Source organism: Microbacterium sp. Se63.02b, from assembly GCF_014171575.1.
Taxonomy (GTDB): Bacteria; Actinomycetota; Actinomycetes; order Actinomycetales; family Microbacteriaceae; genus Microbacterium.
Genome location: NZ_CP050453.1, coordinates 2403062 through 2427322, shown reverse-complemented (window position 1 = coordinate 2427322; position 24261 = coordinate 2403062). Strand labels below are relative to the sequence as shown.

Genomic DNA, 24261 nt, shown 5'->3' with positions numbered 1-24261 from the left:
GAGAGTCAGCCGGTCGGGAGGGCAGCTTTCGCTATCGCGGTGACTGCGCGCGTCATCGAACTGCCGAGATTCCACTTCTCCGCGAGGGCGGAAGCCGCGTCGGCCTCGGCGGGGTCGAGTACTCGCAGCGGGACGTCGGGTGCCGTGATCGGAAGGGAAGTGGCCACAGCGACCACGGTCGGGGCGACGTCGAGGTACGCGGATGCCGCGAGGACCTTCGCCCGGACGCCCGCACTCATACCCTCGCCCGCTTCGGCTGCGGCACGGATGCCTTCCAGGTCGCCGTGCGTCTGGAGGAGAGTGGCCGCTGTCTTCTCACCCACACCCGCCACGCCGGGCAGACCGTCGGACGCATCGCCGCGCAGCGTCGCGAAGTCGGCGTACTGCGACGGGAGCACACCGTACTTCGCGACGACGGTGGCGTCGGTCACGATCTCGAGGTTGCTCATTCCGCGTGCCGTGTAGATGACGCGGACGTCGCGCGCATCGTCCACGAGCTGGAACAGATCGCGGTCGCCGGTGACGATGTCTACGGGCATCGTGGCGTCGGTCGCGAGCGTGCCGATCACATCGTCCGCCTCGTGCTCCGCAACGCCGACGATCGGGATGCCGATGGCGGCGAGTGTCTGGCGGATGAGGGGGATCTGCGCCTCCAGCGGATCGGGGACCTCTTCGACGTCGGGTCCGCTGACCACGACCTCGACGACACGGTGCGTCTTGTAGCTGGGAATGAGGTCGACACGCCACTGTGGACGCCAGTCGTCGTCCCAGCAGGCGACGACGTGCGTCGGCTCGTAGAGGGTGACGAGCTTCGCGATGATGTCGAGCAGACCACGGGCCGCGTTGATCGGCGAGCCGTCGGGTGCCGTGACCTTGTCGGGCACTCCGTAGAACGCGCGGAAGTAGAGGCTGGCGGTGTCGAGCAGCATGAGGCGATCGGTCACGAACGACAGTCTGGCACGGCGGCGTCACGAGTCTCGATCGCGGCGAGGTGGTGCACGGGTCCGCGTGCGACCCCGGTGATCAGCATCCGGGGGCGGCGATTTGCTCGGTGCAGGTCCGCGCGACGAGCGCCGTGTCGGCCTCGTACACGCGAACCCGTCGAACAGAGCCGTCGATCGCCAGCTCACCCGTGACGGGAAACCACCCGCCTCCGATGTCGACCTCGGCCGTGTAGTGCATTGTCGCGTGCGTGAGATATGTGCCGCGAGCCCGATAGGTGTGGCTCGTCGGAGTCGGTGTGAACGATGCCTGGCCGAGTGCGGCCCAGGATTCACCGCCAGCGGTCGATGTCCGCGACTCGCCATCGCCGTAGACGAAATCGACGTGCGTGGGGGTGAACCGCACCGTGATCGGTCTGCCGAGGAGCGTGCCGCTGCGATTCTGCGCTGTCGCGCCGGCCACGAAGTTCATCGGCAGCCCCGCGACGCCGACATCTCCCGGTTCGGCGGCGGTGGTGACAGGCGACGGTGCGAATTGCGCGACATCGGTGATCGTCAGCGGGGCACCGGCGTCATTCGTGACGTGCACCGCGGAGAACTCGCACGAGGCCACACGCACGGGATCCGATGTACAGGGGGTAGGGGGAGTAGGTGGACCGTCGGATGGGTTGTGATGACTGTCCGGGGATGGTGAGTTGTTGCGTTCGGTTTGCGTCCCGGAGAGCGTCAAATGCGTCCCGTCGTTGGAGCATCCGATAGTCACGGAGATGGCTGCGTTGCAGTCGTTGCTTGCGGGCAGGGATGTGATGGTCAGAGGAATCAGCAACGAGCCAAGCAACATCACGGCGCGCACGTGAACTCCTCTGACGCATGAAGAGCGGAGATCGTCAGATTGTCCGCCTTAGAGTGTGCAACGAAAGTCACACCCATCGGTTGTTGTGGAGGGCGCTCTGCCGACACGATTGATGCGCCCGTCGCATCGACTACCGCAACCCGACTGACGTCAACGCAGACGTTTGCGTCGATGACTCCCTGGGCTAAATCCGCAGAGACTCCCGAGAACAAATAGAAGCGCGTGTCGCCGGTTGAAGTGATCCCCTTCGCATGAAACTCGCTAAAGGCCAGCCGCGTCGACTTGGCTGCGGTGTCCGACAACAATAGATAGACCGGCTCAAACGTCTCAGGATCGGCGTAATCGACATCATTGAGCGCATCCGTGTACGCGCGATACGTCGCTTCGGCGGCGGCGAAGGCCTCTTCCTCCGATGCGAAGGCGGGAGTCGGGGTCGGAGCGGGATCGGGTGCGCATCCGGCGAGGAGCAAGACAACGGCGGCGAGCCCCGCGATGCGGAGCGGGCGAGGCCGGGTGAGGGCGGTGAGCGACGGCACCAGGTCACCGTAGAAGGAATGGGGGAGCGCCGTCAGGAGTTATCCACAGAGGAAGGTCCAGATCGCGCTCCCTGCGGCATCCCAACTTCTGATAGCCTTAACCGTCACTCGTGGCGTGTATACGCGTGCCCTCGTGACGAGAAGCCAAAATCCAACCGCTGAGAACCATGCAGTCGGCCGTGCGCGGTCGTTGGGTCTCAGCCCGAGTCTCCATTCAACAAGGACAACCCACTACATGACTACCGCAACGACCGCCCCGGCCACCAAGCAGGTCGCCATCAACGACATCGGATCTGCTGAGGACTTCCTGGCCGCGGTCGAGAAGACCCTGAAGTTCTTCAACGACGGCGACATCATCGAAGGCACGATCGTCAAGATCGACCGCGATGAGGTCCTCCTCGATGTCGGCTACAAGACCGAGGGTGTCATCCCCTCGCGCGAGCTCTCGATCAAGCATGACGTCGACCCCAACGAGGTCGTCGCCGTCGGTGACCTGGTCGAGGCCCTCGTCCTCCAGAAGGAGGACAAGGAAGGCCGCCTGATCCTCTCCAAGAAGCGCGCACAGTACGAGCGCGCCTGGGGAGACGTCGAGAAGATCAAGGAGAACGACGGCGTCGTCACCGGTACGGTCATCGAGGTCGTCAAGGGTGGACTCATCGTCGACATCGGCCTCCGTGGCTTCCTCCCGGCTTCGCTCATCGAGCTGCGTCGCGTCCGCGACCTCACGCCGTACCTCGGCCAGGAGATCGAGGCGAAGATCCTCGAGCTCGACAAGAACCGCAACAACGTCGTCCTCAGCCGCCGCGCGCTGCTCGAGCAGACGCAGTCGGAGTCGCGCACCACGTTCCTGAACAACCTGCACAAGGGTCAGGTCCGCAAGGGTGTCGTCTCGTCGATCGTCAACTTCGGTGCGTTCGTCGACCTGGGTGGCGTGGACGGCCTCGTGCACGTCTCCGAGCTGTCCTGGAAGCACATCGAGCACGCTTCCGAGGTCGTCGAGGTCGGCCAGGAGGTCACCGTCGAGATCCTCGAGGTCGACCTCGACCGCGAGCGCGTCTCCCTGTCGCTGAAGGCGACGCAGGAGGACCCGTGGCAGGTCTTCGCCCGTACCCACGCGATCGGTCAGGTCACGCCGGGTAAGGTCACCAAGCTCGTCCCGTTCGGTGCTTTCGTGCGCGTCGCAGACGGCATCGAGGGCCTCGTCCACATCTCCGAGCTCTCCAGCAAGCACGTCGAGCTGGCTGAGCAGGTCGTGTCGGTCGGCGAAGAGGTCTTCGTCAAGGTCATCGACATCGACCTCGAGCGTCGTCGCATCTCGCTGTCGCTGAAGCAGGCCAACGAGTCGGTCGACCCCAACGGCACCGAGTTCGACCCGGCCCTGTACGGCATGCTCGCCGAGTACGACGAGAACGGCGAGTACAAGTACCCGGAGGGCTTCGACGCCGAGACCGGTGCGTGGAAGGAAGGCTTCGACGCTCAGCGCGAGGCATGGGAGCAGGAGTACGCTGCGGCCCAGGCTCGCTGGGAGGCGCACAAGGCTCAGGTCGTCAAGGCGGCCGAGGCCGAGGCGGCAGCCGGCGAAGACTTCGGCGGCCAGTCCTTCTCCAGCGAGGCAGCCGGTGCCGGCACCCTCGCGGACGACGAGGCTCTCGCCGCTCTGCGCGAGAAGCTCTCGGGCGGCAACGCTTAAGCAGCACTCTGAAACGGGTCGCCACCTCGCCTTCGGGCGGGCGTGGCGGCCCGTTTTCGCATGTCCCCGACACGGAACCCGGTTGCGTGACGCAACATTACGATCGCATTCGTAACAATCGATCCCCTCGGCCAGCATGAAGGTATGACCGCCCTGCTGCCCGCATCGCGCACTGCTGACGCCTCGACGACGGCAGGCGCAGCGCAGTCCGTGCGCCTGGACGACGGAGCGGTCGTTCCCCCTGCCGCAGGGACGTCGTGACGTGCTCCGCGGCGTCGAGCTCGACATCGCTGCGGGCGAGATCGTCGCCGTCGTCGGTCCCTCCGGCTGCGGCAAGTCGACCCTGCTGCGGCTCATCGGCGGACTCGACGCCCCGACACGCGGCAGCATCCAGCTGGACGGCATCGGCGTGGCCGACGTGGACGAGCGCACCGCCGTCGCATTCCAGGAGCCTCGCCTGCTCCCGTGGCGCACCATCGCCCAGAATGTCGAGCTCGGTCTGCCTCGCGGCACCGCTCGTCGGGCTGGCCGTGAGCGCGTCGCCGAACTTCTGCACCTGGTCGGCCTCGATCATGCGGCGAATCAGCGCCCCCGCGAAGTGTCCGGAGGAATGGCACAGCGTGCCTCTCTTGCCAGAGCGCTCGCGCGCAACCCCGGGGTGCTGCTGCTCGACGAGCCGTTCGGAGCTCTCGACGCCCTGACCCGGCTTCGCATGCACGACCTGCTGCTGAAGATCCACGCCGCGGAGCCGACCACCATCCTTCTCGTCACCCATGACGTCGAAGAGGCCCTCTACCTCGCCGACCGTGTCCTGCTGCTGCGCACGCTGGGCGGATCCGGCGACGACGAATCATCCGTAGCCCGGACGGTCTCCGTACCGGGCGACCGCCCCGCGACCGCGCCGATCGCGGACTCGCCGACCTGCGCGCCGACCTTCTCGAAGGCCTCGGCGTCGACACCCACCACCGCATCACCGAGGAGTCCCGATGAGCACCATCACCCGCCGAATCGTCCCTGCGATCGCGATCGCCGGCACGATGATGCTCGTCGCCACCGGCTGCGTCGCCGGAGAGAACGCCACCGCGTCGGACACCGAGAGCACGCCCGGCACGACCGAGTGGTCGTCCGACACCCTGTCGATCGACTTCGCGACCTACAACCCGCTGAGCCTCGTGATCAAGGACCAGGGCATCCTGGAAGACATCCTCGGAGACGACGTCGCCGTGGAATGGGTGCAGTCCGCCGGCTCGAACAAGGCGAACGAACTGCTGCGCTCCGGATCGGTCGACGTCGGTTCGACGGCCGGCTCCGCTGCTCTCCTCGCCCGTGCCAACGGCTCGCCCATCCAGGTCATCGACATCTACTCGCAGCCCGAGTGGTCGGCGATCGTGGTCGGGCCGGACAGCGACATCTCCTCGGTCGAAGACCTCAAGGGTGCGTCGATCGCGGCCACCAAGGGCACGGATCCCTACTTCTTCCTGCTGCAGGCGCTCGAAGAGGGCGGCCTGTCCCTCTCCGATGTCGAGGTGCAGAACCTGCAGCACGCCGACGGCCGCGCCGCGCTCGACGGTGGCTCGGTGGATGCCTGGGCAGGCCTCGACCCGATCATGGCCGCCGCCGAGGTGGAGTCGGGCGACAAGCTCATCTACCGCAACGTGGACTTCAACACCTACGGGTTCCTGAACGCCACCGAGGACTTCATCACGAACCACCCCGACCTCGCACAGGCCGTGGTCGACGCGTACGAGCAGGCCAGGGAATGGGCGCTGGAGAATCCGGAAGACACGGCGGCGCTGCTCGCCGAGGTCGCCGGCATCGACCCCGACGTCGCCGCCACGGTGATCCAGGAGCGCTCCAACCTCGACGTCAGCGGCGTCCCCGGTGACGACCAGATCGCCGTGCTCGAGAAGATCGCCCCCGTCCTCGTCGAATCCGGCGATGTGCAGGGCGGCCAGGACTCCGTGGACAAGGCGCTCTCCTCGATCGTGAACGACACCTTCGCGAAGAAGGCGGTCGACGGCGAGTGACCATTCCCGACCGACTGATCGTTCCCGAGGAATCGCGCGACGCGCTCGATTTCGCGAAGGGTGTCGCGCAGCCTCGGCACAGGACTGCGCGGCGCGTGTGGGATCGACCGGCCGTGCGGATCCTCGCCGGGCTCCTGCTTCCCGCGGTCATCCTGATCACCTGGCAGGTGGCCACCACGAGCGGGATGGTCCCGCCGTACCGCCTGCCCCCGCCGGCTTCGGTGTTCCAGGCCGGCGTCGAGTTGGCTGAGACCGGACAGCTCTGGACGCACATCGCCATATCCGTGCAGCGCGTGCTGCTCGGATTCGCCATCGGATCGGTCATCGGTCTCGCCGTCGCCGGGGTGGTCGGACTCTCGCGCATCGGCGACGTACTCCTCAGCCCGACTCTCGCCGCTGTCCGCGCCGTGCCCTCGCTCGCCTGGGTGCCGCTCCTCATCCTGTGGATGCAGATCGGCGAGGAGTCGAAGGTCACACTGATCGCGATCGGCGCCTTCTTCCCCGTCTACACGACCGTCGCGTCGGCACTCCGGCACGTCGATCCGCACCTCGTGGAGGCCGGCCGCTCGTTCAGCCTCAGCGGCTGGTCGTTGTTCCGGATCGTGCAGCTGCCGGCGGTCGTGCCCTCGGTCATCTCCGGACTGCGGTTGGCGCTCGCGCAGGCGTGGCTGTTCCTGGTCGCCGCCGAACTCATCGCCGCGTCCATGGGACTCGGATTCCTGTTGACGGAGTCGCAGAGCAGTGGTCGCGTCGACCGCATCCTGCTCTCCATCGTGCTGCTGGCGCTCCTGGGCACCATCACCAACGGCATTCTCGTGCTGGTGGAGAAGTACCTGCTCCGTCGGTGGGTGTGAGCGTGACCGAGGCTCGACTGCAGGAGTCGCGCGCGTACGCCGCGCCCGCGGGATTCGTCGACGCGAACGTCACAGCGGAGGCGTACACGCGTGCGGAGTCCGACCCCGTCGGCTTCTGGGAGGAGGCAGCGCGCCGTCTCGACTGGTCCGAACCGTGGCACACGGCACACGAATGGGACCCTCCGGCAGGCGATGCCGTTCCCGCTGCGCGGTGGTTCGTCGGCGGCCGGCTCAACGTCGCGGTCAACTGCGTGGATCGTCACGTCGAAGCGGGACTCGGCGACAAGATCGCTCTGCATTTCGAAGGGGAACCGGGTGACCGGATCCCCGTGACCTACGCGGACCTGCTGCGGCGCGTGTCGCGCGCCGCCAACGCGCTCACGGCCCTCGGCATCGGGCCCGGCGACCGTGTGGTGATCTACCTTCCCGTGCTCGTCGAGACCATCGTGATCACCCTCGCCTGCGCACGGATCGGCGCGGTGCACTCCCTCGTCTTCGGCGGATTCTCCGCCGAGGCCGTGCGATTCCGCCTCGTGGACACCGGTGCGAAGCTGCTCGTCACGAGTGACGGGCAGTATCGCCGCGGAGCGGCCACCGAGGTCAAGTCGACGGCCGACATCGCCGCGGCCGACCTGCCGGCACTCGAGCACGTGCTCGTGCTGCGCCGCACCGGGCAGGACGTGCCGTGGACCGACGGTCGAGATGTGTGGTGGCATGACGTGGTCGACACCGCCTCGCCCGTGCACTTGGCGGAGTCGTTCGATGCCGAGCATCCGCTCTTCATCATCTACACCTCAGGGACGACCGGTAAGCCCAAGGGGCTGGTGCACACCTCGGGGGGGTACCTCACGCAGGCGAGCTGGGCGCATTGGGCCCACTTCGACGCCAAGGCCGACGACGTGCACTGGTGCACCGCGGACCTCGCCTGGGTGACCGCGCACACGTATGAGATCTACGGTCCGCTCTCCAACGGACTCACGCAGGTCATCTACGAGGGCACCCCCGACACGCCGCACCGAGAGCGCCACCTCGAGATCATCGAGCGCTACGGGGTGACCGTCTATTACACGGCGCCCACGCTGATCCGCACGTTCATGACCTGGTTCGGGGTGGAACTGCCCGCAGGACACGACCTGACGACCCTTCGACTCCTCGGCACGGTCGGCGAGGCCATCAACCCCGAGGCCTGGGTGTGGTTCCGGCGCAACTTCGGCCGCGACGAACTACCGGTGATCGACACGTGGTGGCAGTCGGAGACCGGTGCGGCGATGATCGCCCCGCTGCCGGGCGTCACGACGCTCAAGCCGGGATCGGCCTCGGTGCCGCTTCCCGGCATCGACGTCGCCGTCGTCGACGAGCGCGGAGAAGAAGTCGCCCCGGTCGATCCGGAACCCTGGTGGTCCGGCGTCCGTGGCCGGGGATGGCGCGCACCGTGTGGGGCGATCCGATCCGCTACCGCGATTCGTACTGGTCGACGTATGCCGGTCGGGGCGAGCACGGCGGATTCTACGTGGCCGGTGACGGTGCGACCCGGGACGCAGACGGCTACATCTGGATTCTGGGACGGCTCGACGACGTCGTGAACGTGTCAGGACACCGCCTCTCGACGATCGAGATCGAATCGGCCCTCGTCGCCCACGAGACCGTGGGGGAGGCGGGCTCCGCAGGCGTCTCCGATCCCGTCACCGGGCAGGCCGTCGTGGCCTTCGTCACGCCGTCCGGACGCGCCGACGTGACGCCCTCCGCCCTTCGCAGCCAGGTCGCAGAGGCGATCGGCCCCGTCGCCAAGCCCAAGCACATCGTGGTGGTCCCCGACCTGCCGAAGACCCGCTCGGGCAAGATCATGCGCCGACTCCTGGCAGAGTTGTGGGAAGCCGAGCAGGACCGGAGAGCCGGCCGTGATCCCCGACCGCTCGGAGACACCACATCGCTGCAGAACCCCTGGGCCGTCGACGACATCGCCGACGTGCTCGCCGCCGCCGAACTGAGGACAGCATGACGGAAGAACACCGCTTCGGATTCCGCACCCGAGCTCTGCACGCCGGAGGCACCCCGACGCGTCGACCGGCGCGAGGGCGGTTCCGATCTACCAGACGACCTCCTTCGTGTTCGACGACGCCGCCGACGCGGGCAACCTGTTCGCCCTGCAGAAGTACGGCAACATCTACTCCCGCATCGGCAACCCGACCGTCGCGGCACTCGAGGAGCGCCTCGCGTCGCTCGAAGGCGGCATCGGCGCCGTGGCGACTGCCTCGGGCATGAGCGCCGAGTTCATCACCTTCGCCGCACTGGTCGGCGCGGGGGACCACGTCGTCGCCGCCGCGCAGCTCTACGGCGGCACCGTCACCCAGCTGGACGTCACCTTGCGGCGCTTCGGAGTCGAGACCACGTTCGTCTCCTCCACCGACCCGGCGGACTACGCGGCCGCCATCCGCCCGGAGACCAAGGTCGTGTACGTGGAGATGATCGGCAACCCCTCGGGGAGATCGCCGACATCGAAGGTCTCGCCGCGGTGGCCCACGACGCCGGGGTGCCGCTGGTCGTGGACGCGACGCTGGCGACGCCCTACCTCGCGCGACCTCTCGAGCACGGTGCGGACATCGTCATCCACTCGGTCACGAAGTTCCTCGGCGGGCACGGGACCACGCTCGGCGGCGTCGTCATCGAGAAGGGCACGTTCGACTGGGGCAACGGCAAGTTCCCCCAGATGACCGAACCCGTCGACTCGTACGGCGGCATCAAGTGGTGGGACAACTTCGGCGAGTACGGGTTCCTGACCAAGCTCCGGTCGGAGCAGCTCAGGGACATCGGCCCCGCCCTGAGCCCGCAGTCGGCGTTCAACCTCCTCCAGGGGATCGAAACCCTCCCGCAGCGCATCGACGCTCACCTCGCGAACGCCCGCATCGTGGCCGATTGGCTCGAGTCGGACCCGCGGGTCGCCTACGTCACGTGGGCTGGACTCGACGGGCACCCGCATCGCGAGCGCGCGGCGAAGTACCTGCCGCTCGGACCCGGTTCCGTGTTCGCGTTCGGCGTCGCGGCCGAAGACGGTCGTGCCGCGGGGAGATTCTCATCGAGAACCTCCAGCTCGCCTCGCATCTCGCGAACATCGGCGATGCCCGCACGCTCGTCATCCACCCCGCCTCCACGACGCACCGCCAGCTCACGGAAGAGCAGCTCGTCGCCGCGGGAGTGCGCCCCGACCTGATCCGCATCTCCGTCGGCCTGGAAGACGCCGAGGACATCATCTGGGACCTCGACCAGGCCCTCACCACCGCGACGGGAGCGAACCGATGAGCGCGACGCCGACCACCGAGGGAGACACCTGCAGCGTGCCGGCGTCGACGGACGCTGCGGCGTGCGCTCTGCCGGGGGCTCCGGCAGCACACCCCGAGCGGACCTGGGAGGGGCCGAATCAACAGGCGCGATTCGCGTTGCTTCGTCGCGCGAAGTCGATCGCGATCGTGGGGGCCTCGAACAATCCGGCGCGTGCGTCGTACTTCGTGGCGACGTACCTCCTCTCCAGCACCGGCTACGACGTGTACCTCGTCAACCCGCGCGAGACCGAGATCCTCGGTCAGCCGGTGTATGCATCGCTTCATGATCTTCCCGTCATCCCCGACATCGTGGACGTGTTCCGCCGCCACGACGACCTTCCCGGGGTGGCGCAGGAAGCGATCGACGCGGGAGCGCAGACACTATGGCTGCAGCTCGGCTCCTGGAACGAGGATGCCGCCGCGATCGCCGAGGCCGCCGGCCTCTCGGTCGTGATGGACCGGTGCATCAAGATCGAGCACGCGCGGTTCCATGGCGGGCTGCACCTGGCCGGGTTCGACACGGGTGTGATCAGCTCGCGACGTCAGCTCCTCTCGCGCTGAGCCGCCTGGGCCGAACCCTAGACTGGCGGCATGCCTCTCATCGCGCTCACCGGCGGTATCGCGTCGGGGAAGTCGACCATTGCCAGACGGCTCGCCGAACACGGGGCGGTCATCGTCGACGCGGATCAGATCGTGCGCGATGTGCAGGCTCCGGGATCGCCGGTCCTCGACCGGATCGCCGAGTTCTTCGGATCGGCGGTGATCGCGGCGGACGGCACCCTCGACCGGGCGGCTCTCGGCGCGAAGGTCTTCGGAGACGCCGACCTCCTCGCGCAGCTGAACGCGATCGTGCACCCCGCCGTGCGGGCGGAGTCGCAACGGCGATTCGACGAGGCGTTCGCCGCCGACCCCGACGCCGTGGTGGTGTACGACGTGCCGCTGCTCGTCGAGGCGAGGGTCGACGATCCGTGGGACCAGATCGTCGTCGCGCACGCCCCGTCCGAGGAGCGTCTGCGGCGACTGGTCGCTCTCCGGGGTATGGACGAGCGCGCGGCGAGGGCGCGGATCGATGCGCAGGTCTCGGATGAACGCCGCCTCGCCATCGCCGACGTCGTGATCGATACCGGGGGCACTCTGGCCCACACGCACGAGCAGGCGGACGCACTCTGGGAGCGCATCAGCCGACCGTGACGACTGGACGGCAGTCCTCGACCCCACTGGTATTCTGGTTGTGGGCGTGGGGACGCACCAGGGGATGGTCTGCTGGGGGATAGCTTTTCCGCGCGCTCTGGGGAGTGGAAAAGTGACACAGGACAACCGTGGCATCTCGCGCCGAACAGTGATCCGAGGAGCCGCCTGGTCGGTGCCGGTGATCGCCGCAGCCGTCGCGATGCCGATGGCCGCCGCGAGCGGCAACGTCATCACCAACGACGCGGCGAACTACTACTGGGATGCCGAGGCGCAAGGCGGGTTCACCACCCTGGTGCCGGCGACGGGTGGGCTCAAGGCCACCTTCAGCACCCAGATCAGCTATCGCGCCGACCCGTGGGTGAACCCGCCGGCCGGGGCCTCTGGAGGTCGTCGTCGTGTTCAGCTCGCCCGTGACGCTGGACCCCGCCTCCCCGCTCGGCTCGTGGGCGTCCGTCCCGCCGGGAGGGTCGTCGGCCACGGTGTTCACCTTCACGAAGACACCGCCGAACTTCGGAGACGGACTGACCTTCAACGTGGTCGGCACTGCGCCAGGCACGCTGACCTCGACGGCGACGATGCGGCTCGTCAACGGCGGCACGACCACCTGGGCGTCCGAGCCCTCGGCGCAGACCGCGACCATCGTCGCCTGACGGCCTCGATGTCGGAGGGGCGGCCTACGCTGGAAGTATGCAACCCACGCGCAGCGTCCGCCCCTTCGAGGTCATCAGCGAGTACGCGCCCGCCGGCGACCAGCCGCAGGCGATCGCCGACCTCGCCGCGCGCATCAATGCCGGGGAGACCGACGTCGTGCTGCTCGGTGCGACCGGTACCGGAAAGTCGGCCACCACGGCGTGGCTCGTCGAGCAGGTGCAGCGCCCCACGCTTGTCCTCGCGCACAACAAGACGCTCGCTGCGCAGTTGGCGAACGAGTTCCGCGAACTCATGCCGAACAACGCGGTCGAGTACTTCGTCTCGTACTACGACTACTACCAGCCGGAGGCCTACGTCCCGCAGACGGACACCTTCATCGAGAAGGACTCCTCCATCAACTCAGAGGTCGAGCGGCTGCGGCACTCGACGACGAACTCGCTCCTCAGTCGACGCGATGTCGTCGTCGTGTCGACGGTGTCGTGCATCTACGGACTCGGCGCCCCCGAGGAGTATCTGCGCGCGATGGTCGCCCTGCAGGTGGGGGAGCGGTACGACCGCGACGCACTGATCCGTCAGTTCATCGCGATGCAGTACAACCGCAACGACGTCGACTTCTCGCGCGGGAACTTCCGGGTGCGCGGCGACACGATCGAGATCATCCCGGTCTACGAAGAGCACGCCATCCGCATCGAGCTGTTCGGCGATGAGATCGAGGCGCTGTACTCGCTCCACCCGCTCACGGGCGAGGTCATCGAGAAGCTCGATGCCGTCCCGATCTTCCCGGCGTCGCACTATGTCGCCGGCACCGATGTCATCCAGCGTTCCATCGGCACGATCGAGGCCGAGCTCGAAGAGCGCCTCGCCGAGTTCGAGCGCCAGGGCAAGCTCCTCGAGGCGCAGCGACTCCGCATGCGCACGACCTTCGACCTCGAGATGCTGCAACAACTCGGCTTCTGCTCCGGGATCGAGAACTACTCGCGTCACATGGACGGCCGCGCGCCGGGGGAGCCGCCGCACACGCTGCTCGACTTCTTCCCCGACGACTTCCTCCTCGTGATCGACGAGTCGCACGTCACGGTGCCGCAGATCGGCGCGATGTACGAGGGCGACGCGTCCCGCAAGCGCACCCTCGTCGACCACGGTTTCCGCTTGCCGAGCGCGATGGACAACAGGCCGCTTCGCTGGGACGAGTTCAAGAACCGCATCGGCCAGACCGTCTACCTCTCGGCGACGCCGGGCAAGTACGAGATGGGGATCGCCGACGGCGTCGTGGAGCAGATCATCCGCCCCACGGGCCTCGTCGACCCGCACATCGTCGTCAAGCCGTCGAAGGGACAGATCGACGATCTGCTCGAGGAGATCCGTGTGCGCGTCGAGCGGGACGAGCGGGTTCTCGTCACGACGCTGACGAAGAAGATGGCCGAGGAGCTCACCGACTTCCTCGGCGAGCACGGCGTCCGCGTGCGGTATCTGCACTCTGATGTCGACACCCTGCGCCGTGTCGAACTGCTCAGCGAACTGCGGGCCGGAGTGTACGACGTCCTCGTCGGCATCAACCTGCTCCGCGAGGGACTCGACCTCCCCGAGGTGTCACTCGTCGCGATCCTGGATGCCGACAAGGAGGGGTTCCTGAGGTCGGGCACCTCCCTCATCCAGACCATCGGCCGCGCGGCGCGAAACGTCTCGGGCGAGGTGCACATGTATGCGGACAAGATGACCGACTCCATGGCGAAGGCGATCGAGGAGACCGATCGCCGTCGCGAGAAGCAGGTGGCGTACAACAAGGAGAACGGCATCGACCCGCAGCCTCTGCGCAAGCGGATCGCCGACATCACCGAGGTGCTCGCGCGCGAGGGTGCGGACACGGCGGAGATGATGTCGGGTCGGGGGCGCGCATCCGGCAAGGGCAAGTCGCCGACACCGAACCTGCGTCGTACCGGGATCGCCGCCGAGGGCGCGCTGCAGCTCGAGGCCACGATCCAGGATCTGTCCGACCAGATGCTCGCGGCGGCTTCGGAGTTGAAGTTCGAGTTGGCCGGTCGGCTGCGCGACGAGGTGCAAGACCTCAAGAAGGAGCTCCGCGCGATGGAGCGTGCGGGCCACGCCTAGACGGGAGACCGAGAGATGGATGCTGCGGGGCACGAGCTGGCCGATCGGATCAGGGCGCTGCTGAGCGCCGACGCCGAGGTCGAGGAGCGGCGCATGTTCGGCACACGCGCCTTTCTCCATGACGGGCACATCCTCCTGGGCGCCAGGCCGGGCGGCGTTCTCCTGGTCCGCCTCGACGAGGAGAGCGGCGCGGCGCTGCTCACCAGGCCCGGGGCGACGCGCGGTGATGGGAGCGCGCACGATGAGCTCGGGATGGCTCGACGTCGTTCCCGGCGCCATCGCGACAGACGATGACCTGATGTTCTGGCTCGACGCGGCGCGAGAGTCGTCAGGATCCGCTGTCGAGGCGTCGGAGCGAGACTGACGCTACGGGCAGTGCACCAGCGTCTTCGGGCCTGAGCGGTCGATCTCGTGCTGCGACATCGGTGCGCCGCACAGGGGGCAGGCGCGCTCAGCGCGCTCAGCGGGACTGGGAGGCGGTGTCTTCTCGTACGGTCCGACGGACGCAGGACCTGCGAAACGGATCAGGTTCGAGTTCACCCAGGAGTAGAGGCCTCCGGCCTCGCGGATCCGCGTGCGGAGGGGAGGGCGTTCGGAGTCCTGAGCCATGTTCATTAGTGTACTAATCATTAGCGCGGTTGTATAGTCGCCTTGTGACCGCGACCGACGACCTGCTCAAACTGGAGAACCAGTTGTGCTTCGCCCTGGTGACCGCGGCGCGCAACGTCGTAGCCCTGTACCGCCCCATCCTCGAGCCTCTCGGCCTGACCCATCCGCAGTATCTGGTCATGCTCGCGCTCTGGGAGAGGGCGCCGCGCACCCTCAACGACCTCGCGGCCGATCTGGCATTGGAACCCGCGACAGCTTCGCCACTGGTGAAGCGCCTCGAAGCCGAGGGTCTCGTCGCCCGGCAGCGCAGCAGCGAGGACGAGCGACGCCTGGAGATCACGCTCACCCCGGCGGGCGCTGCGCTGCGCGAACGTGCTGTCGACGTCCCGCGCCAGGTCATGGCGGCGGTGGGGATGGACATCGACCAGATCTCGGCGCTCCGAGACGGCCTGGGGCCCTTCGCCGGGAGGCGCCCCGACCTCGCATGAGTATCCTCGGCTGTCCGATATCCGCGCCACAGAGCGGGGTTGCGCCGCCCCGCGCCTAGGGTGGGAGACATGTCGCGCACTGAAGCCCCGGTCGACGGCGACCGCCGCGTCGTGGGTCTCGGTGTGATCCGTTTCCTGCTTCCGTTGAGCGCCGTGGTCGGTCTGTTCGCGATTCTGATGTTCGCTGCCGCACAGCAGGGGCGTCCGCAGTTCGGTGTCCTGCCGGACGCCGAGCCCGAACGCATCGATGGCGAGATCATCGAGCCCCTGCCCTCGGAGACCACACCGCCGCCGATGGTGCCACCCGGCGATTCGCCGCTGCTCCGGATCATCGGCATCGTGATGGCGGTCCTCGTGACTGTCGCGGTGCTCGCACTGTTGATCATGGCCGCGCGCATGCTCGTCCGCTTTCTGAGGGGACTCTGGCGGGATCGCCCCCTGACGCGGCGCGAAGCGTCCGAGGTCGAGGCGACGCGGGGGATGGCCGTGAGCCGGGACCCCGAGCCCGATGCGGAGACGATCCGGCGGGGGATCGACGAGGCGATCCGCACGATCGACGCTCGCCCGTCGCCGGGCGACAGCATCGTGGCAGCCTGGGTCGGGCTCGAGGAGTCGGCAGCGGATGCCGGGGCGGGTCGCGGCGTGAACGAGACGCCCTCGGAGTTCACCGCTCGCATCATCGGACGTCGAGCCGGCATCGGCGCCGAGGTCGTCACCCTTCTGGGCCTGTACGAGCAGGTGCGCTTCGGCGGCCTCGACGCGGATGAGGGCGACCGTGCCGCAGCGGCGTCGTGTCTGCGCGGCATCCAGGCGGATGGCGATGAGGCGACGATTCATCCTTGTCGCCCTGTGCACGGTCGTCGCCGTCGGCGGAGTGGCCGTCCTGGGAGCGCTGGGTGTACCGGTGGCGTTCGCCCTGTCCTGGGCGATGATCGTCCTGACGATCGTTCTCGTGAGTCGTCAGGTCTTCTTCGACGAGGGCTCGCTCTGGCCACCCGAACGCCCCCGGCACCCCGAACGCGGCTCCGAGGTGTCGCGCCTCGCCTGGTCCATCAACTCCCGAACCGGCGTGGCCGGACACGTCGTGGTGCGTCGAGTTCAGAACGTCCTCCGACGCCGGCTCGCTCTTCGCGGCCTCGACCTCGACGACCCCGAGGTGCGTGATCACATCGATGCCCTCCTCGGCGCGGGGTGCGTGACGCGCTCCACATGCGCGAGGTGCGGGCTGATGATCTCGAACGCGTGCTCGACGCGATCGAGCGCCTGCCCGCCGACCCGCTTCAAGACACGGCCCCGACCCCCGACACGCCGTCCACCGACCGGAGGAACACCGATGAACACTGATGAGATCACGCAGATCGCCGCTCTCGGACGGCGTGTCCGCGAAAGCGTCGGAACCGCGGTCGTCGGGATGGAGGAGCCGCTCACGCTCGCCCTCGGGACCATCCTCGCCGGCGGTCACGTCCTGTTCGAAGACGTCCCAGGACTCGGCAAGACCCTCGCGGCGCGGAGCCTGGCGACGGCGCTCGGACTCGACTTCCGGCGGCTGCAGTGCACCCCCGACATGCTCCCCGGCGACGTGACGGGCTCCTACGTCTATGCGCCGGCGACAGGAGAGTTCCAGTTCCGCCCCGGCCCCATCTTCACCGGTCTCCTGCTGGCGGACGAGGTGAACCGGACCACGCCGAAGACGCAGTCCGCGATGCTCGAGGCCATGGCGGAGCACCAGGTCACCGTCGAAGGGAACAGTTTCCCGCTGCCGCAGCCGTTCCACGTCATCGCCACGTCGAATCCCATCGAGTACGAGGGCACCTATGCGCTCCCGGAGGCACAGCTGGATCGCTTCATGGTGCGACTCTCCGTCGGCTATCCCATCGTCGAGGACGAGACACGCATCATCCTCGATCGCGTGCGGAGGGAGACGGCGGATGTCGTCGTCGAGCCGGTCGTCGATGCCGAGGGCCTTCGGGCGATCCAGCGTGCCGTGGAGCGCATCCACGTGGACGAGGATGTCGCACGGTACTGCGTGGAGCTGGTCAGAGCGACGCGGGTCGCTGCCAACGTGTCGGTGGGCGCGTCGCCCCGTGGGTCGCAGTCGTTGGTGCTTCTCGGCCGCGCTCTCGCGGCCCTGGACGGCGCGCCTACGTTCGCCCGGATGACATCAAGCGCATCGCTGAGCCGGTGCTCGCGCACCGGCTGACCCTCACACCTCAGGCCTGGGCCCAGGGCGTGGATCCACGCTCGGTGGTCGCGACGGCCGTCGCGACCACCCCGGTGCCTCCGACCGTGTCGGCGGCCCGGTGACCGACACGATGCGCACCACACGGCGCGTCACCCTCCACTGGCAGCGGACGCCTGGTGGCGGTCGGACTCGCCGGCGTCGGCCTGCTCGTGGGCGCGGGACTTGCGTTCTCCCGGCCCGACGTCATCGGCATCGCCCTGCCCCTCGCCCCTCGACCGTGTGGATGCTGCTGCGCCGACCGGAGAGCGCCGACCTGCAGCTGGAGCTGCGCGCGCGGCCGGGTGGAGGTGAGGGGCAGCCGGAGGCGCGGGCAGACGTCGACATCCGCGTCGACGCGGAATGGGTGCAGCTGGCGATCGATCAGGACAAAGGTCCGGCGGGTCTCGCCGACGTCCGCCCCGGACGTGCCGTGCTCGAGTCGGCGACACGTCTGCAGCACTCCGGTCCGTTGGAGCTGCTGGCCGTCACGGCTCGCTGCGTCACGCTGGACGGCGCCTGGATCACGGAGGACGCACCGCGTGTGGGGATCCGCTGGAACACGCCCCCGCGGCTTCGACGCATCAGCCGGCTTCCCGTCGCGCCGCGCCTCGCGGGTCTGCACGGCTCCCACGAGGGAGGGCGTCCCGGTCAGGGCGGCGATTTCCGCGACATCCATCCGTTCGCGCCCGGCGACGAGTTGCGCCGGGTGGACTGGCGCGCCACGGCACGGGCCGCCCGGCGACCGGGTGAGCTGCTGGTGCGGAGGACCAATACGCTGAGCGAATCTTCGGTCGCGATCGCCGTCGACACGATCGAGGATCTGGGCACGGCAGTGGCGAGCTGGGATGCGGCCGACCCTGACCGGTCGGGCGTCACATCTCTCGACCTCGCACGCGAAGCAGCGCTCGCCATCGCGACAGCGGCGGTCGAAGAGGGAGATCGGGTCACGTATCACGCCCTGGCGGTCGGCGGGAGGAGCGTACCGTCCGGCGGAGGAGCGCGTCATCTCGCCCGGATACACGATGTCATCGCCGCAACCGGTCAGAGCGCGGACGGCACGAGCTATCGCCGGTCGCCGGTCGTGCCTGCAGGTTCCATCGTGTTCGTGCTCTCGACGTTCTTCGACGGGGTCGCCGCGCAGCTTGCGACACGATGGCGCGCCGCCGGCCATGCAGTGGTCGCCGTCGATGTGCTTCCGACGCCCGACACGGCGCGCCTCACGCGCGAACAGCGGATCGCCTTTCGGACAGTCCTGGCGGAACGCGCAGACATCCTCATCGAACTGCGCAGGACCGGGATCGAGGTGCTGTCGTGGGCTGAGCCCGATGCGGACGCCGCGATGCGCGTGGCGGCGCTCCGTCAACAGCGGATGCGAGCGGTGCGCCGATGAATCGCCGCGTCCGCTCCATCCGGGTGCCTGGCGCGGTGCGCGGCATCACGCTCCGACTGCTGCTCGTCGTCGTCGTGGGGGGTGGGGGCGGCGGTCCTCGTACCATTCCCCCTGTGGCAGGGCGTCGCGCTTCTCGCAGCCGTGGTGTCGGTGATCATCCCCGGTCGCTCGCCGCCTGGGCGGCGGCCACGTGTCTCGTGTTCGGCGTGATCCTCACCGAGCCCGCACCGGGGCGGACGGCGATCGCGGTGCTGCTGGTGCACGCCGTGCACATCCTCGCGTCCCTGAGCCTGGTGGTGCCGATGGCATCACGCCTCGCACTGCAAGGGCTGCGTCCTACCCTCATGCGTTTCGCTGTCATCCAGGCGCTCTCGCAGCCGCTGGTGTTCGCCGCGTGGCTCCTGGCACCGAGCGGCGTCGACCGAGGCATCGCCTGGCTCGCGCCGGCCGCGGCGGCTCTCTGCTCTGCGGCGTGCTGCTCGGACTGCGCGCAGCGAAGCGGGCGGACGCGGGCGTGGAGGCGGAGTCTGGGAGCCCATCCGGAGCCGATGTCCGTGGCCCCTCGTAGACTTGTTCGGTGCCCATCGTCCCCGTTGCTTCCCCAGGAAAACTCAGTGTCCGCGGTGCCCGCGTCCACAATCTCAAGAACGTCGACATCGACATCCCCCGCGACTCCCTCGTCGTGTTCACCGGCCTGTCCGGATCGGGGAAGTCGAGTCTCGCGTTCGACACGATCTTCGCCGAGGGGCAGCGTCGCTACGTCGAATCGCTGAGCGCCTATGCGCGCCAGTTCCTCGGGCAGGTCGACCGTCCTGACGTCGACTTCATCGAGGGCCTGAGCCCCGCGGTCTCGATCGATCAGAAGTCCACGAACCGCAACCCGCGATCCACGGTCGGCACGATCACCGAGATCTACGACTACATGCGTCTCCTCTGGGCGCGTATCGGCGTGCCCCACTGTCCGGAGTGCGGAGAGCGCATCCAGCGCCAGACCGTGCAGCAGATCGCCGACCAGCTCATGGAGCTGCCGGAGCGCACCCGCTACCAGGTCGTCGCTCCGATCGTCTCGCAGAAGAAGGGCGAGTTCGTCGACCTGTTCCGCGAACTCGGCGCGAAGGGCTACTCGCGGGCGATCGTCGACGGCGAGCTCATCCAGCTCGCAGAACCCCCGACGCTCAAGAAGAGCTACAAGCACGACATCGCCGTGGTCGTCGACCGCCTGGTCGCCTCCGACGACATCCTCGGCCGCGTCACCGACTCCGTCGAGACGGCTCTCGGGCTCGCCGGCGGCGTCGTGCAGATCAACTACGTCGACGGCGAGGGCGACGACGCGTGGCAGACCTTCTCCGAGAAGCTGGCCTGCCCCAACGGTCACGCCCTCACGCTCACCGAGATCGAGCCGCGCACGTTCTCGTTCAACGCACCGTTCGGCGCCTGCCCCGCATGTTCCGGACTCGGCACGCGCATGTCCGTCGACGTCGACCTGATGCTCGGCGATGAAGACCTGTCGATCCGCGAGGGTGTCATCATCCCCTGGACCACCCAGGGCAAGGGACTCTTCCAGTACTACGAACGGCTGCTCGAGGGCCTCTCGCGCGACCTCGACTTCTCGCTCGACACCCCATGGCGTGAGCTGCACTCCGATGTGCAGGACGCGGTGCTGCGCGGCGAGAACTACAAGGTCACCGTCAAGTGGAAGAACCGTTACGGTCGCGAGATGCGCTACGCCTCCGGGTTCGAAGGCGTCGTGCCGTACATCGAGCGCCAGTACCTCCAGGCGGAGTCCGACAACCAGCGCAGCCGGTGGGGCGAGTACCTGCGCGAGGTGCCCTGCCCGGTCTGCGACGGCAACCGCCTCAAGCCCGAGGTGCTCGCGGTGCAGGTCCACGGCCACTCGATCGCCGAGGTGTCGCACCTGAGCCTCGCCGATGCCCGCGCGTTCATGGAGACGCTGACCCTCACCGACCGCGAGGCGAAGATCGCCGCTCAGGTGCTGCGCGAGATCCGACTGCGCCTGGACTTCCTGCTCCAGGTCGGGCTCTCCTACCTCAACCTCAGCCGTTCGGCGGGCTCTCTCTCGGGCGGGGAGGCGCAGCGCATCCGGCTGGCGACGCAGATCGGCTCCGGCCTCACCGGGGTCCTCTACGTGCTCGACGAGCCGTCGATCGGACTCCACCAGCGGGACAACCGCCGTCTCATCGAGACGCTGCTCACGCTCCGCGACCTCGGGAACACGCTGATCGTGGTGGAGCACGACGAAGAGACGATCGAGGCGGCCGACTGGGTGGTCGACATCGGACCAGGAGCCGGCGTCAACGGCGGTGAGGTCGTGCACTCGGGGCCCTACTCGGCACTGCTCAGCGACAGCGAGTCGATGACGGGCGAGTACCTCTCCGGCCGCCGTGAGATCCCGATGCCGACCAAGCGTCGCAAGATCGACAAGAAGCGCATGCTGAGCGTCGTGGGCGCGCGCGCGAACAACCTCCGCAATGTGACGGCCGACTTCCCGCTGGGCGTGCTGACCGCGGTCACCGGCGTGAGCGGCTCGGGCAAGTCCTCGCTCGTGAACGACATCCTGTACCAGGTGCTCGCCTCGCGGCTGAACGGTGCGCGGACGGTCCCTGGCAAGCACACGCGCGTGACCGGACTCGACAACCTCGACAAGGTCGTCCACGTCGACCAGGCTCCGATCGGCCGCACTCCGCGGTCGAACCCGGCGACCTACACCGGGGTGTTCGACCGCATCCGCACCCTCTTCAGCGAGACGCCCGAGGCGAAGGTCCGTGGCTATCAGCCTGGTCGCTTCAGCTTCAACGTCAAGGGCGGTCGCTGCGAGGCGTGCTCGGGCGACGGCACGATCAAGATCGAGATGAACTTCCTCCCCGACGTGTACGTCGACTGCGAGGTCTGTCACGGCAAGCGCTACAACCGCGACACGCTGGCCGTGCACTACAAGGGCAAGAACATCGCCGAGGTGCTCGAGATGCCGATCGAGGAGGCCGCGGAGTTCTTCGAGCCGATCCAGGCGATCCACCGCTACATGAAGACGCTCGTCGACGTCGGTCTGGGCTACGTCCGACTCGGACAGTCGGCGACGACACTGTCCGGGGGAGAGGCTCAGCGCGTCAAGCTCGCGACCGAGCTCCAGCGGCGCAGCAACGGCCGCAGCATCTACGTGCTCGACGAGCCGACGACCGGTCTGCACTTCGAAGACGTCCGCAAGCTCCTCGAGGTGCTGAACGGCCTGGTCGACAAGGGCAACACGGTGATCGTCATCGAGCACAACCTCGATGTCATCAAGTCGGCCGACTGGGTGATCGACCTCGGCCCCGAGGGCGGTTCCGGCGGAGGCCAGATCATCGCCACGGGCACCCCGGAGCAGATCGCGCGTGTCGAGGAGAGCCACACCGGGCTGTTCCTCGGCGAGATCCTGGGTGAGGGGCGCGCCGCGCGGAAGGCCAGCTGATGGCCGATGTCCTGCCGTACAAGCCACGGCCGGGGGAGATCCCCACCGATCCGGGGGTGTATCGCTTCCGCGACGCCTCCGGCCGGGTGCTGTATGTCGGCAAGGCGAAGAACCTCCGGCAGCGGCTGTCGAACTACTTCGCACCGCTGCGGACGCTGCACGAGCGCACGCGCCGCATGGTCACCACGGCGGCGTCGGTGGAGTGGACCGTCGTGCCGACGGACGTCGACTCCCTGCAGCTGGAGTACATGTGGATCAAGGAGTTCGATCCGCCCTTCAACGTCCGGTACAAAGACGACAAGTCGTACCCGTTCATGGCGGTGACGCTCGCCGACGAGGCACCTCGCGTGATCGTCACCCGCAATCGCCGGATCCCCGGGGCGCGGTACTTCGGTCCCTTCCCGAAGGTGTGGGCGGTGCACGAGACCATCGACCTGATGATCAAGGTGTTCCCGATCCGCACGTGCAGCGACTCCAGCTACCGTCGCGCCATGCAGACCGGGAGGCCGTGCTTCCCCGGCCAGATCGGCAAGTGCGGCGGACCGTGCTCGATGACCGTGACGATCGAAGAGCACCGCGCGATGGTCGACGACTTCGTCGCGTTCATGGCCGGCGGCGACGAACGTTTCACGCGAGACCTCACGAAACGGATGCTGGCCGCGTCGGCAGCGATGGACTACGAGGCGGCGGCGAAGTACCGCGACAAGCTGTCCGCGATCGAGGCCGTGCTCGGCAAGAGCGCCCTCGTGCTCCCCGCCGACGAGGATGCCGACCTCTTCGGGATCGCGGAAGACGAGCTGGCCGCCGCCGTGCAGCACTTCGTGATCCGCGGTGGGCGAGTACGCGGCGTCCGTGCCCTGACGATCGAGAAGGAGATCGACATCTCCAGCGGTGAGCTCGTCGAGCAGGTTCTGCAGCAGGCGTACGGCGAAGCGCAGGATGTCCCTCGACGGATCCTGGTCCCCACACTGCCGGACGATGCCGTCGAACTGGAGATGTGGCTGCGCGAACGACGCGGCAAGAAGGTCGAGATCGCCGTCGCGCAGCGTGGTCAGCGTGCCGATCTGATGCGCACCGCCACCCTGAACGCGCAGCAGGCGCTCATCAGATACAAGACGAGGCGTACGACGGACTACGTCGCACGCACCCAGGCATTGACGGATCTGCAGGAAGCCCTGGGGATGAACGAAGCGCCGCTGCGCATCGAGTGCTTCGACATCTCGCACCTCGGTGGCACGAACGTCGTCGCGTCGATGGTGGTCTTCGAAGACGGGCTTCCTCGCAAAGACCAGTACCGTTCGTTCAACATCGCCGAGACGACCGACGACACCGACTCGATGTATCAGGTGCTCCGGCGTCGGCTCGCTCACCTCGACCGCCCGGAGGAGATCGAGGTGATCGATCCCACCACGGACGAGATCGTCGGAGAAGACCTCGGCGAGGCGACCGTGCGGCGCAAGCCCCGCTTCGCGTACCCGCCGCAGCTCCTCCTCGTCGACGGCGGCAAACCCCAGGTCGAGGCCGCGGCCAGAGCGCTCCGAGACGCCGGACACACCGAGATCGCCGTGTGCGGCATCGCCAAGCGCCTGGAAGAGGTGTGGCTGCCCGGCGAGGATTTCCCGGTGATCCTGCCGCGCACGAGCGAGGCGCTCTACCTGCTCCAGCGCCTGCGTGACGAGGCGCACCGGTTCGCGATCACCCACCAGCGCAAGAAGCGGCGGAACGACATCGGCTCGATCCTGTCTGAGGTGCCAGGGCTGGGGGCTTCGCGCATCAAGGTGCTGCTGAAGCACTTCGGCTCGGTGACCGCGCTCCGCGCGGCGGAGCCGGGCGAGATCGAACAGGTCCAGGGAATCGGGCCGGTACTCGCCCAGAACATCCATACGCACCTCTCCACTCGCTAGGCTGGAGCCAGAGG

The 24261-nt window shown here is 67.9% G+C and carries 18 protein-coding genes and 4 pseudogenes; 18 read left to right on the top strand and 4 right to left on the bottom strand.

The features are described 5' to 3' along the window. Positions 1-5 precede the first annotated feature (5 nt). The 3 genes from G4G29_RS11935 to G4G29_RS11925 all read right to left on the bottom strand — a co-directional run bounded on the left by G4G29_RS11935 (position 6) and on the right by G4G29_RS11925 (position 2330). A complete protein-coding gene (locus tag G4G29_RS11935) occupies positions 6-944 on the bottom strand; it encodes a 5'-3' exonuclease (protein WP_183150274.1) in 939 nt (312 codons plus the stop codon). A gap of 79 nt (positions 945-1023) precedes the next feature. Continuing rightward, the gene (locus G4G29_RS11930; RefSeq protein ID WP_210274171.1) at positions 1024-1530 is read right to left on the bottom strand and encodes a hypothetical protein; all 507 of its coding nucleotides are present in this window, start codon (positions 1528-1530) and stop codon (positions 1024-1026) included. Between the two features lie 251 nt (positions 1531-1781). Further along, positions 1782-2330 carry a hypothetical protein gene (locus tag G4G29_RS11925; protein ID WP_183150272.1) on the bottom strand — a complete coding sequence of 183 codons (549 nt, stop codon included), beginning with the start codon at positions 2328-2330 and terminating at the stop codon, positions 1782-1784. Between the two features lie 235 nt (positions 2331-2565). On the opposite strand from G4G29_RS11925, the gene rpsA reads away from it, so the two are divergent. The 11 genes and pseudogenes from rpsA (at position 2566) to G4G29_RS11870 (ending at position 14463) form a co-directional block, all read left to right on the top strand. Further along, positions 2566-4020: a 30S ribosomal protein S1 gene (rpsA, locus tag G4G29_RS11920; RefSeq protein WP_183150271.1), complete on the top strand. Its 1455-nt coding sequence runs from the start codon at positions 2566-2568 to the stop codon at positions 4018-4020. Between the two features lie 256 nt (positions 4021-4276). Next, positions 4277-5010, top strand: a pseudogene (locus G4G29_RS11915) (ABC transporter ATP-binding protein); the annotation flags it as partial. Continuing rightward, positions 5007-6047, top strand: coding sequence for an aliphatic sulfonate ABC transporter substrate-binding protein (locus tag G4G29_RS11910; protein ID WP_183150270.1), 1041 nt, complete (start codon positions 5007-5009; stop codon positions 6045-6047). The pseudogene G4G29_RS11915 and the gene G4G29_RS11910, both read left to right, overlap by 4 nt. Further along, a complete protein-coding gene (locus G4G29_RS11905; RefSeq protein WP_244631965.1) occupies positions 6044-6901 on the top strand; it encodes an ABC transporter permease in 858 nt (285 codons plus the stop codon). Before G4G29_RS11910 ends, G4G29_RS11905 begins: the two co-directional genes overlap by 4 nt. A gap of 2 nt (positions 6902-6903) precedes the next feature. After that, positions 6904-8900 (top strand): annotated as a pseudogene (acs, locus tag G4G29_RS11900) (acetate--CoA ligase). Then, a pseudogene (locus G4G29_RS11895) lies at positions 8897-10198 on the top strand (O-acetylhomoserine aminocarboxypropyltransferase/cysteine synthase family protein). The pseudogenes acs and G4G29_RS11895 overlap by 4 nt, the downstream one beginning before the upstream one ends. Beyond that, positions 10195-10779 (top strand): CoA-binding protein, encoded by a 585-nt coding sequence (locus G4G29_RS11890; protein ID WP_244631963.1) that lies wholly within the window; start codon positions 10195-10197, stop codon positions 10777-10779. Before G4G29_RS11895 ends, G4G29_RS11890 begins: the two are co-directional and overlap by 4 nt. Positions 10780-10809: 30 nt before the next feature. Continuing rightward, entirely contained in the window at positions 10810-11409 is a 600-nt protein-coding gene (gene coaE / locus G4G29_RS11885) for a dephospho-CoA kinase (protein WP_183150269.1), read from the top strand. 395 nt (positions 11410-11804) lie between these two features. Next, positions 11805-12059, top strand: a complete 255-nt coding sequence (locus G4G29_RS11880) for a hypothetical protein (protein ID WP_183150268.1) — start codon at positions 11805-11807, stop codon at positions 12057-12059. A 37-nt stretch (positions 12060-12096) separates the two neighbouring features. Continuing rightward, positions 12097-14169, top strand: a complete 2073-nt coding sequence (uvrB, locus tag G4G29_RS11875; protein ID WP_183150267.1) for an excinuclease ABC subunit UvrB — start codon at positions 12097-12099, stop codon at positions 14167-14169. Between the two features lie 15 nt (positions 14170-14184). Continuing rightward, positions 14185-14463 (top strand): TfoX/Sxy family protein, encoded by a 279-nt coding sequence (locus G4G29_RS11870; RefSeq protein WP_244631962.1) that lies wholly within the window; start codon positions 14185-14187, stop codon positions 14461-14463. Between the two features lie 72 nt (positions 14464-14535). Here G4G29_RS11870 and G4G29_RS22115 read toward each other — a convergent pair whose 3' ends face one another. Next, on the bottom strand, positions 14536-14778 hold the full coding sequence (locus tag G4G29_RS22115) for a hypothetical protein (RefSeq protein ID WP_220173433.1): 243 nt from the start codon (positions 14776-14778) through the stop codon (positions 14536-14538). 44 nt (positions 14779-14822) lie between these two features. Here G4G29_RS22115 and G4G29_RS11865 point away from each other — a divergent pair, with 44 nt between their 5' ends. The 7 genes and pseudogenes from G4G29_RS11865 (at position 14823) to uvrC (ending at position 24247) form a co-directional block, all read left to right on the top strand. Beyond that, the gene (locus G4G29_RS11865; protein ID WP_183150266.1) at positions 14823-15266 is read left to right on the top strand and encodes a MarR family transcriptional regulator; all 444 of its coding nucleotides are present in this window, start codon (positions 14823-14825) and stop codon (positions 15264-15266) included. A 69-nt stretch (positions 15267-15335) separates the two neighbouring features. Next, a complete protein-coding gene (locus tag G4G29_RS11860) occupies positions 15336-16430 on the top strand; it encodes a DUF4129 domain-containing protein (RefSeq protein ID WP_244631960.1) in 1095 nt (364 codons plus the stop codon). Positions 16431-16475: 45 nt separating this feature from the next. After that, positions 16476-16610, top strand: coding sequence for a hypothetical protein (locus G4G29_RS23480; RefSeq protein WP_274601167.1), 135 nt, complete (start codon positions 16476-16478; stop codon positions 16608-16610). Next, positions 16600-17570 (top strand): annotated as a pseudogene (locus G4G29_RS11850) (MoxR family ATPase). Before G4G29_RS23480 ends, G4G29_RS11850 begins: the two are co-directional and overlap by 11 nt. A gap of 161 nt (positions 17571-17731) precedes the next feature. Continuing rightward, positions 17732-18877: a DUF58 domain-containing protein gene (locus tag G4G29_RS11845; RefSeq protein ID WP_183150264.1), complete on the top strand. Its 1146-nt coding sequence runs from the start codon at positions 17732-17734 to the stop codon at positions 18875-18877. A 577-nt stretch (positions 18878-19454) separates the two neighbouring features. Beyond that, positions 19455-22343 carry an excinuclease ABC subunit UvrA gene (gene uvrA, locus G4G29_RS11840; protein WP_183150263.1) on the top strand — a complete coding sequence of 963 codons (2889 nt, stop codon included), beginning with the start codon at positions 19455-19457 and terminating at the stop codon, positions 22341-22343. Continuing rightward, a complete protein-coding gene (gene uvrC, locus G4G29_RS11835) occupies positions 22343-24247 on the top strand; it encodes an excinuclease ABC subunit UvrC (RefSeq protein ID WP_183150262.1) in 1905 nt (634 codons plus the stop codon). Before uvrA ends, uvrC begins: the two co-directional genes overlap by 1 nt. Positions 24248-24261 lie beyond the last annotated feature (14 nt).

Excerpts from the sequence above, each read along its gene's own strand:
- rpsA (WP_183150271.1), top strand. The coding sequence starts at position 2,566 with ATGACTACCGCAACGACCGCCCCGGCCACCAAGCAGGTCGCCATCAAC.
- G4G29_RS11910 (WP_183150270.1), top strand. The coding sequence starts at position 5,007 with ATGAGCACCATCACCCGCCGAATCGTCCCTGCGATCGCGATCGCCGGC.
- G4G29_RS11890 (WP_244631963.1), top strand. The coding sequence starts at position 10,195 with ATGAGCGCGACGCCGACCACCGAGGGAGACACCTGCAGCGTGCCGGCG.
- coaE (WP_183150269.1), top strand. The coding sequence starts at position 10,810 with ATGCCTCTCATCGCGCTCACCGGCGGTATCGCGTCGGGGAAGTCGACC.
- uvrB (WP_183150267.1), top strand. The coding sequence starts at position 12,097 with ATGCAACCCACGCGCAGCGTCCGCCCCTTCGAGGTCATCAGCGAGTAC.
- G4G29_RS11870 (WP_244631962.1), top strand. The coding sequence starts at position 14,185 with ATGGATGCTGCGGGGCACGAGCTGGCCGATCGGATCAGGGCGCTGCTG.
- G4G29_RS22115 (WP_220173433.1), bottom strand. The coding sequence starts at position 14,778 with ATGGCTCAGGACTCCGAACGCCCTCCCCTCCGCACGCGGATCCGCGAG.
- G4G29_RS11860 (WP_244631960.1), top strand. The coding sequence starts at position 15,336 with ATGTCGCGCACTGAAGCCCCGGTCGACGGCGACCGCCGCGTCGTGGGT.
- G4G29_RS23480 (WP_274601167.1), top strand. The coding sequence starts at position 16,476 with ATGCGCGAGGTGCGGGCTGATGATCTCGAACGCGTGCTCGACGCGATC.
- G4G29_RS11845 (WP_183150264.1), top strand. The coding sequence starts at position 17,732 with ATGCTGCTGCGCCGACCGGAGAGCGCCGACCTGCAGCTGGAGCTGCGC.
- uvrC (WP_183150262.1), top strand. The coding sequence starts at position 22,343 with ATGGCCGATGTCCTGCCGTACAAGCCACGGCCGGGGGAGATCCCCACC.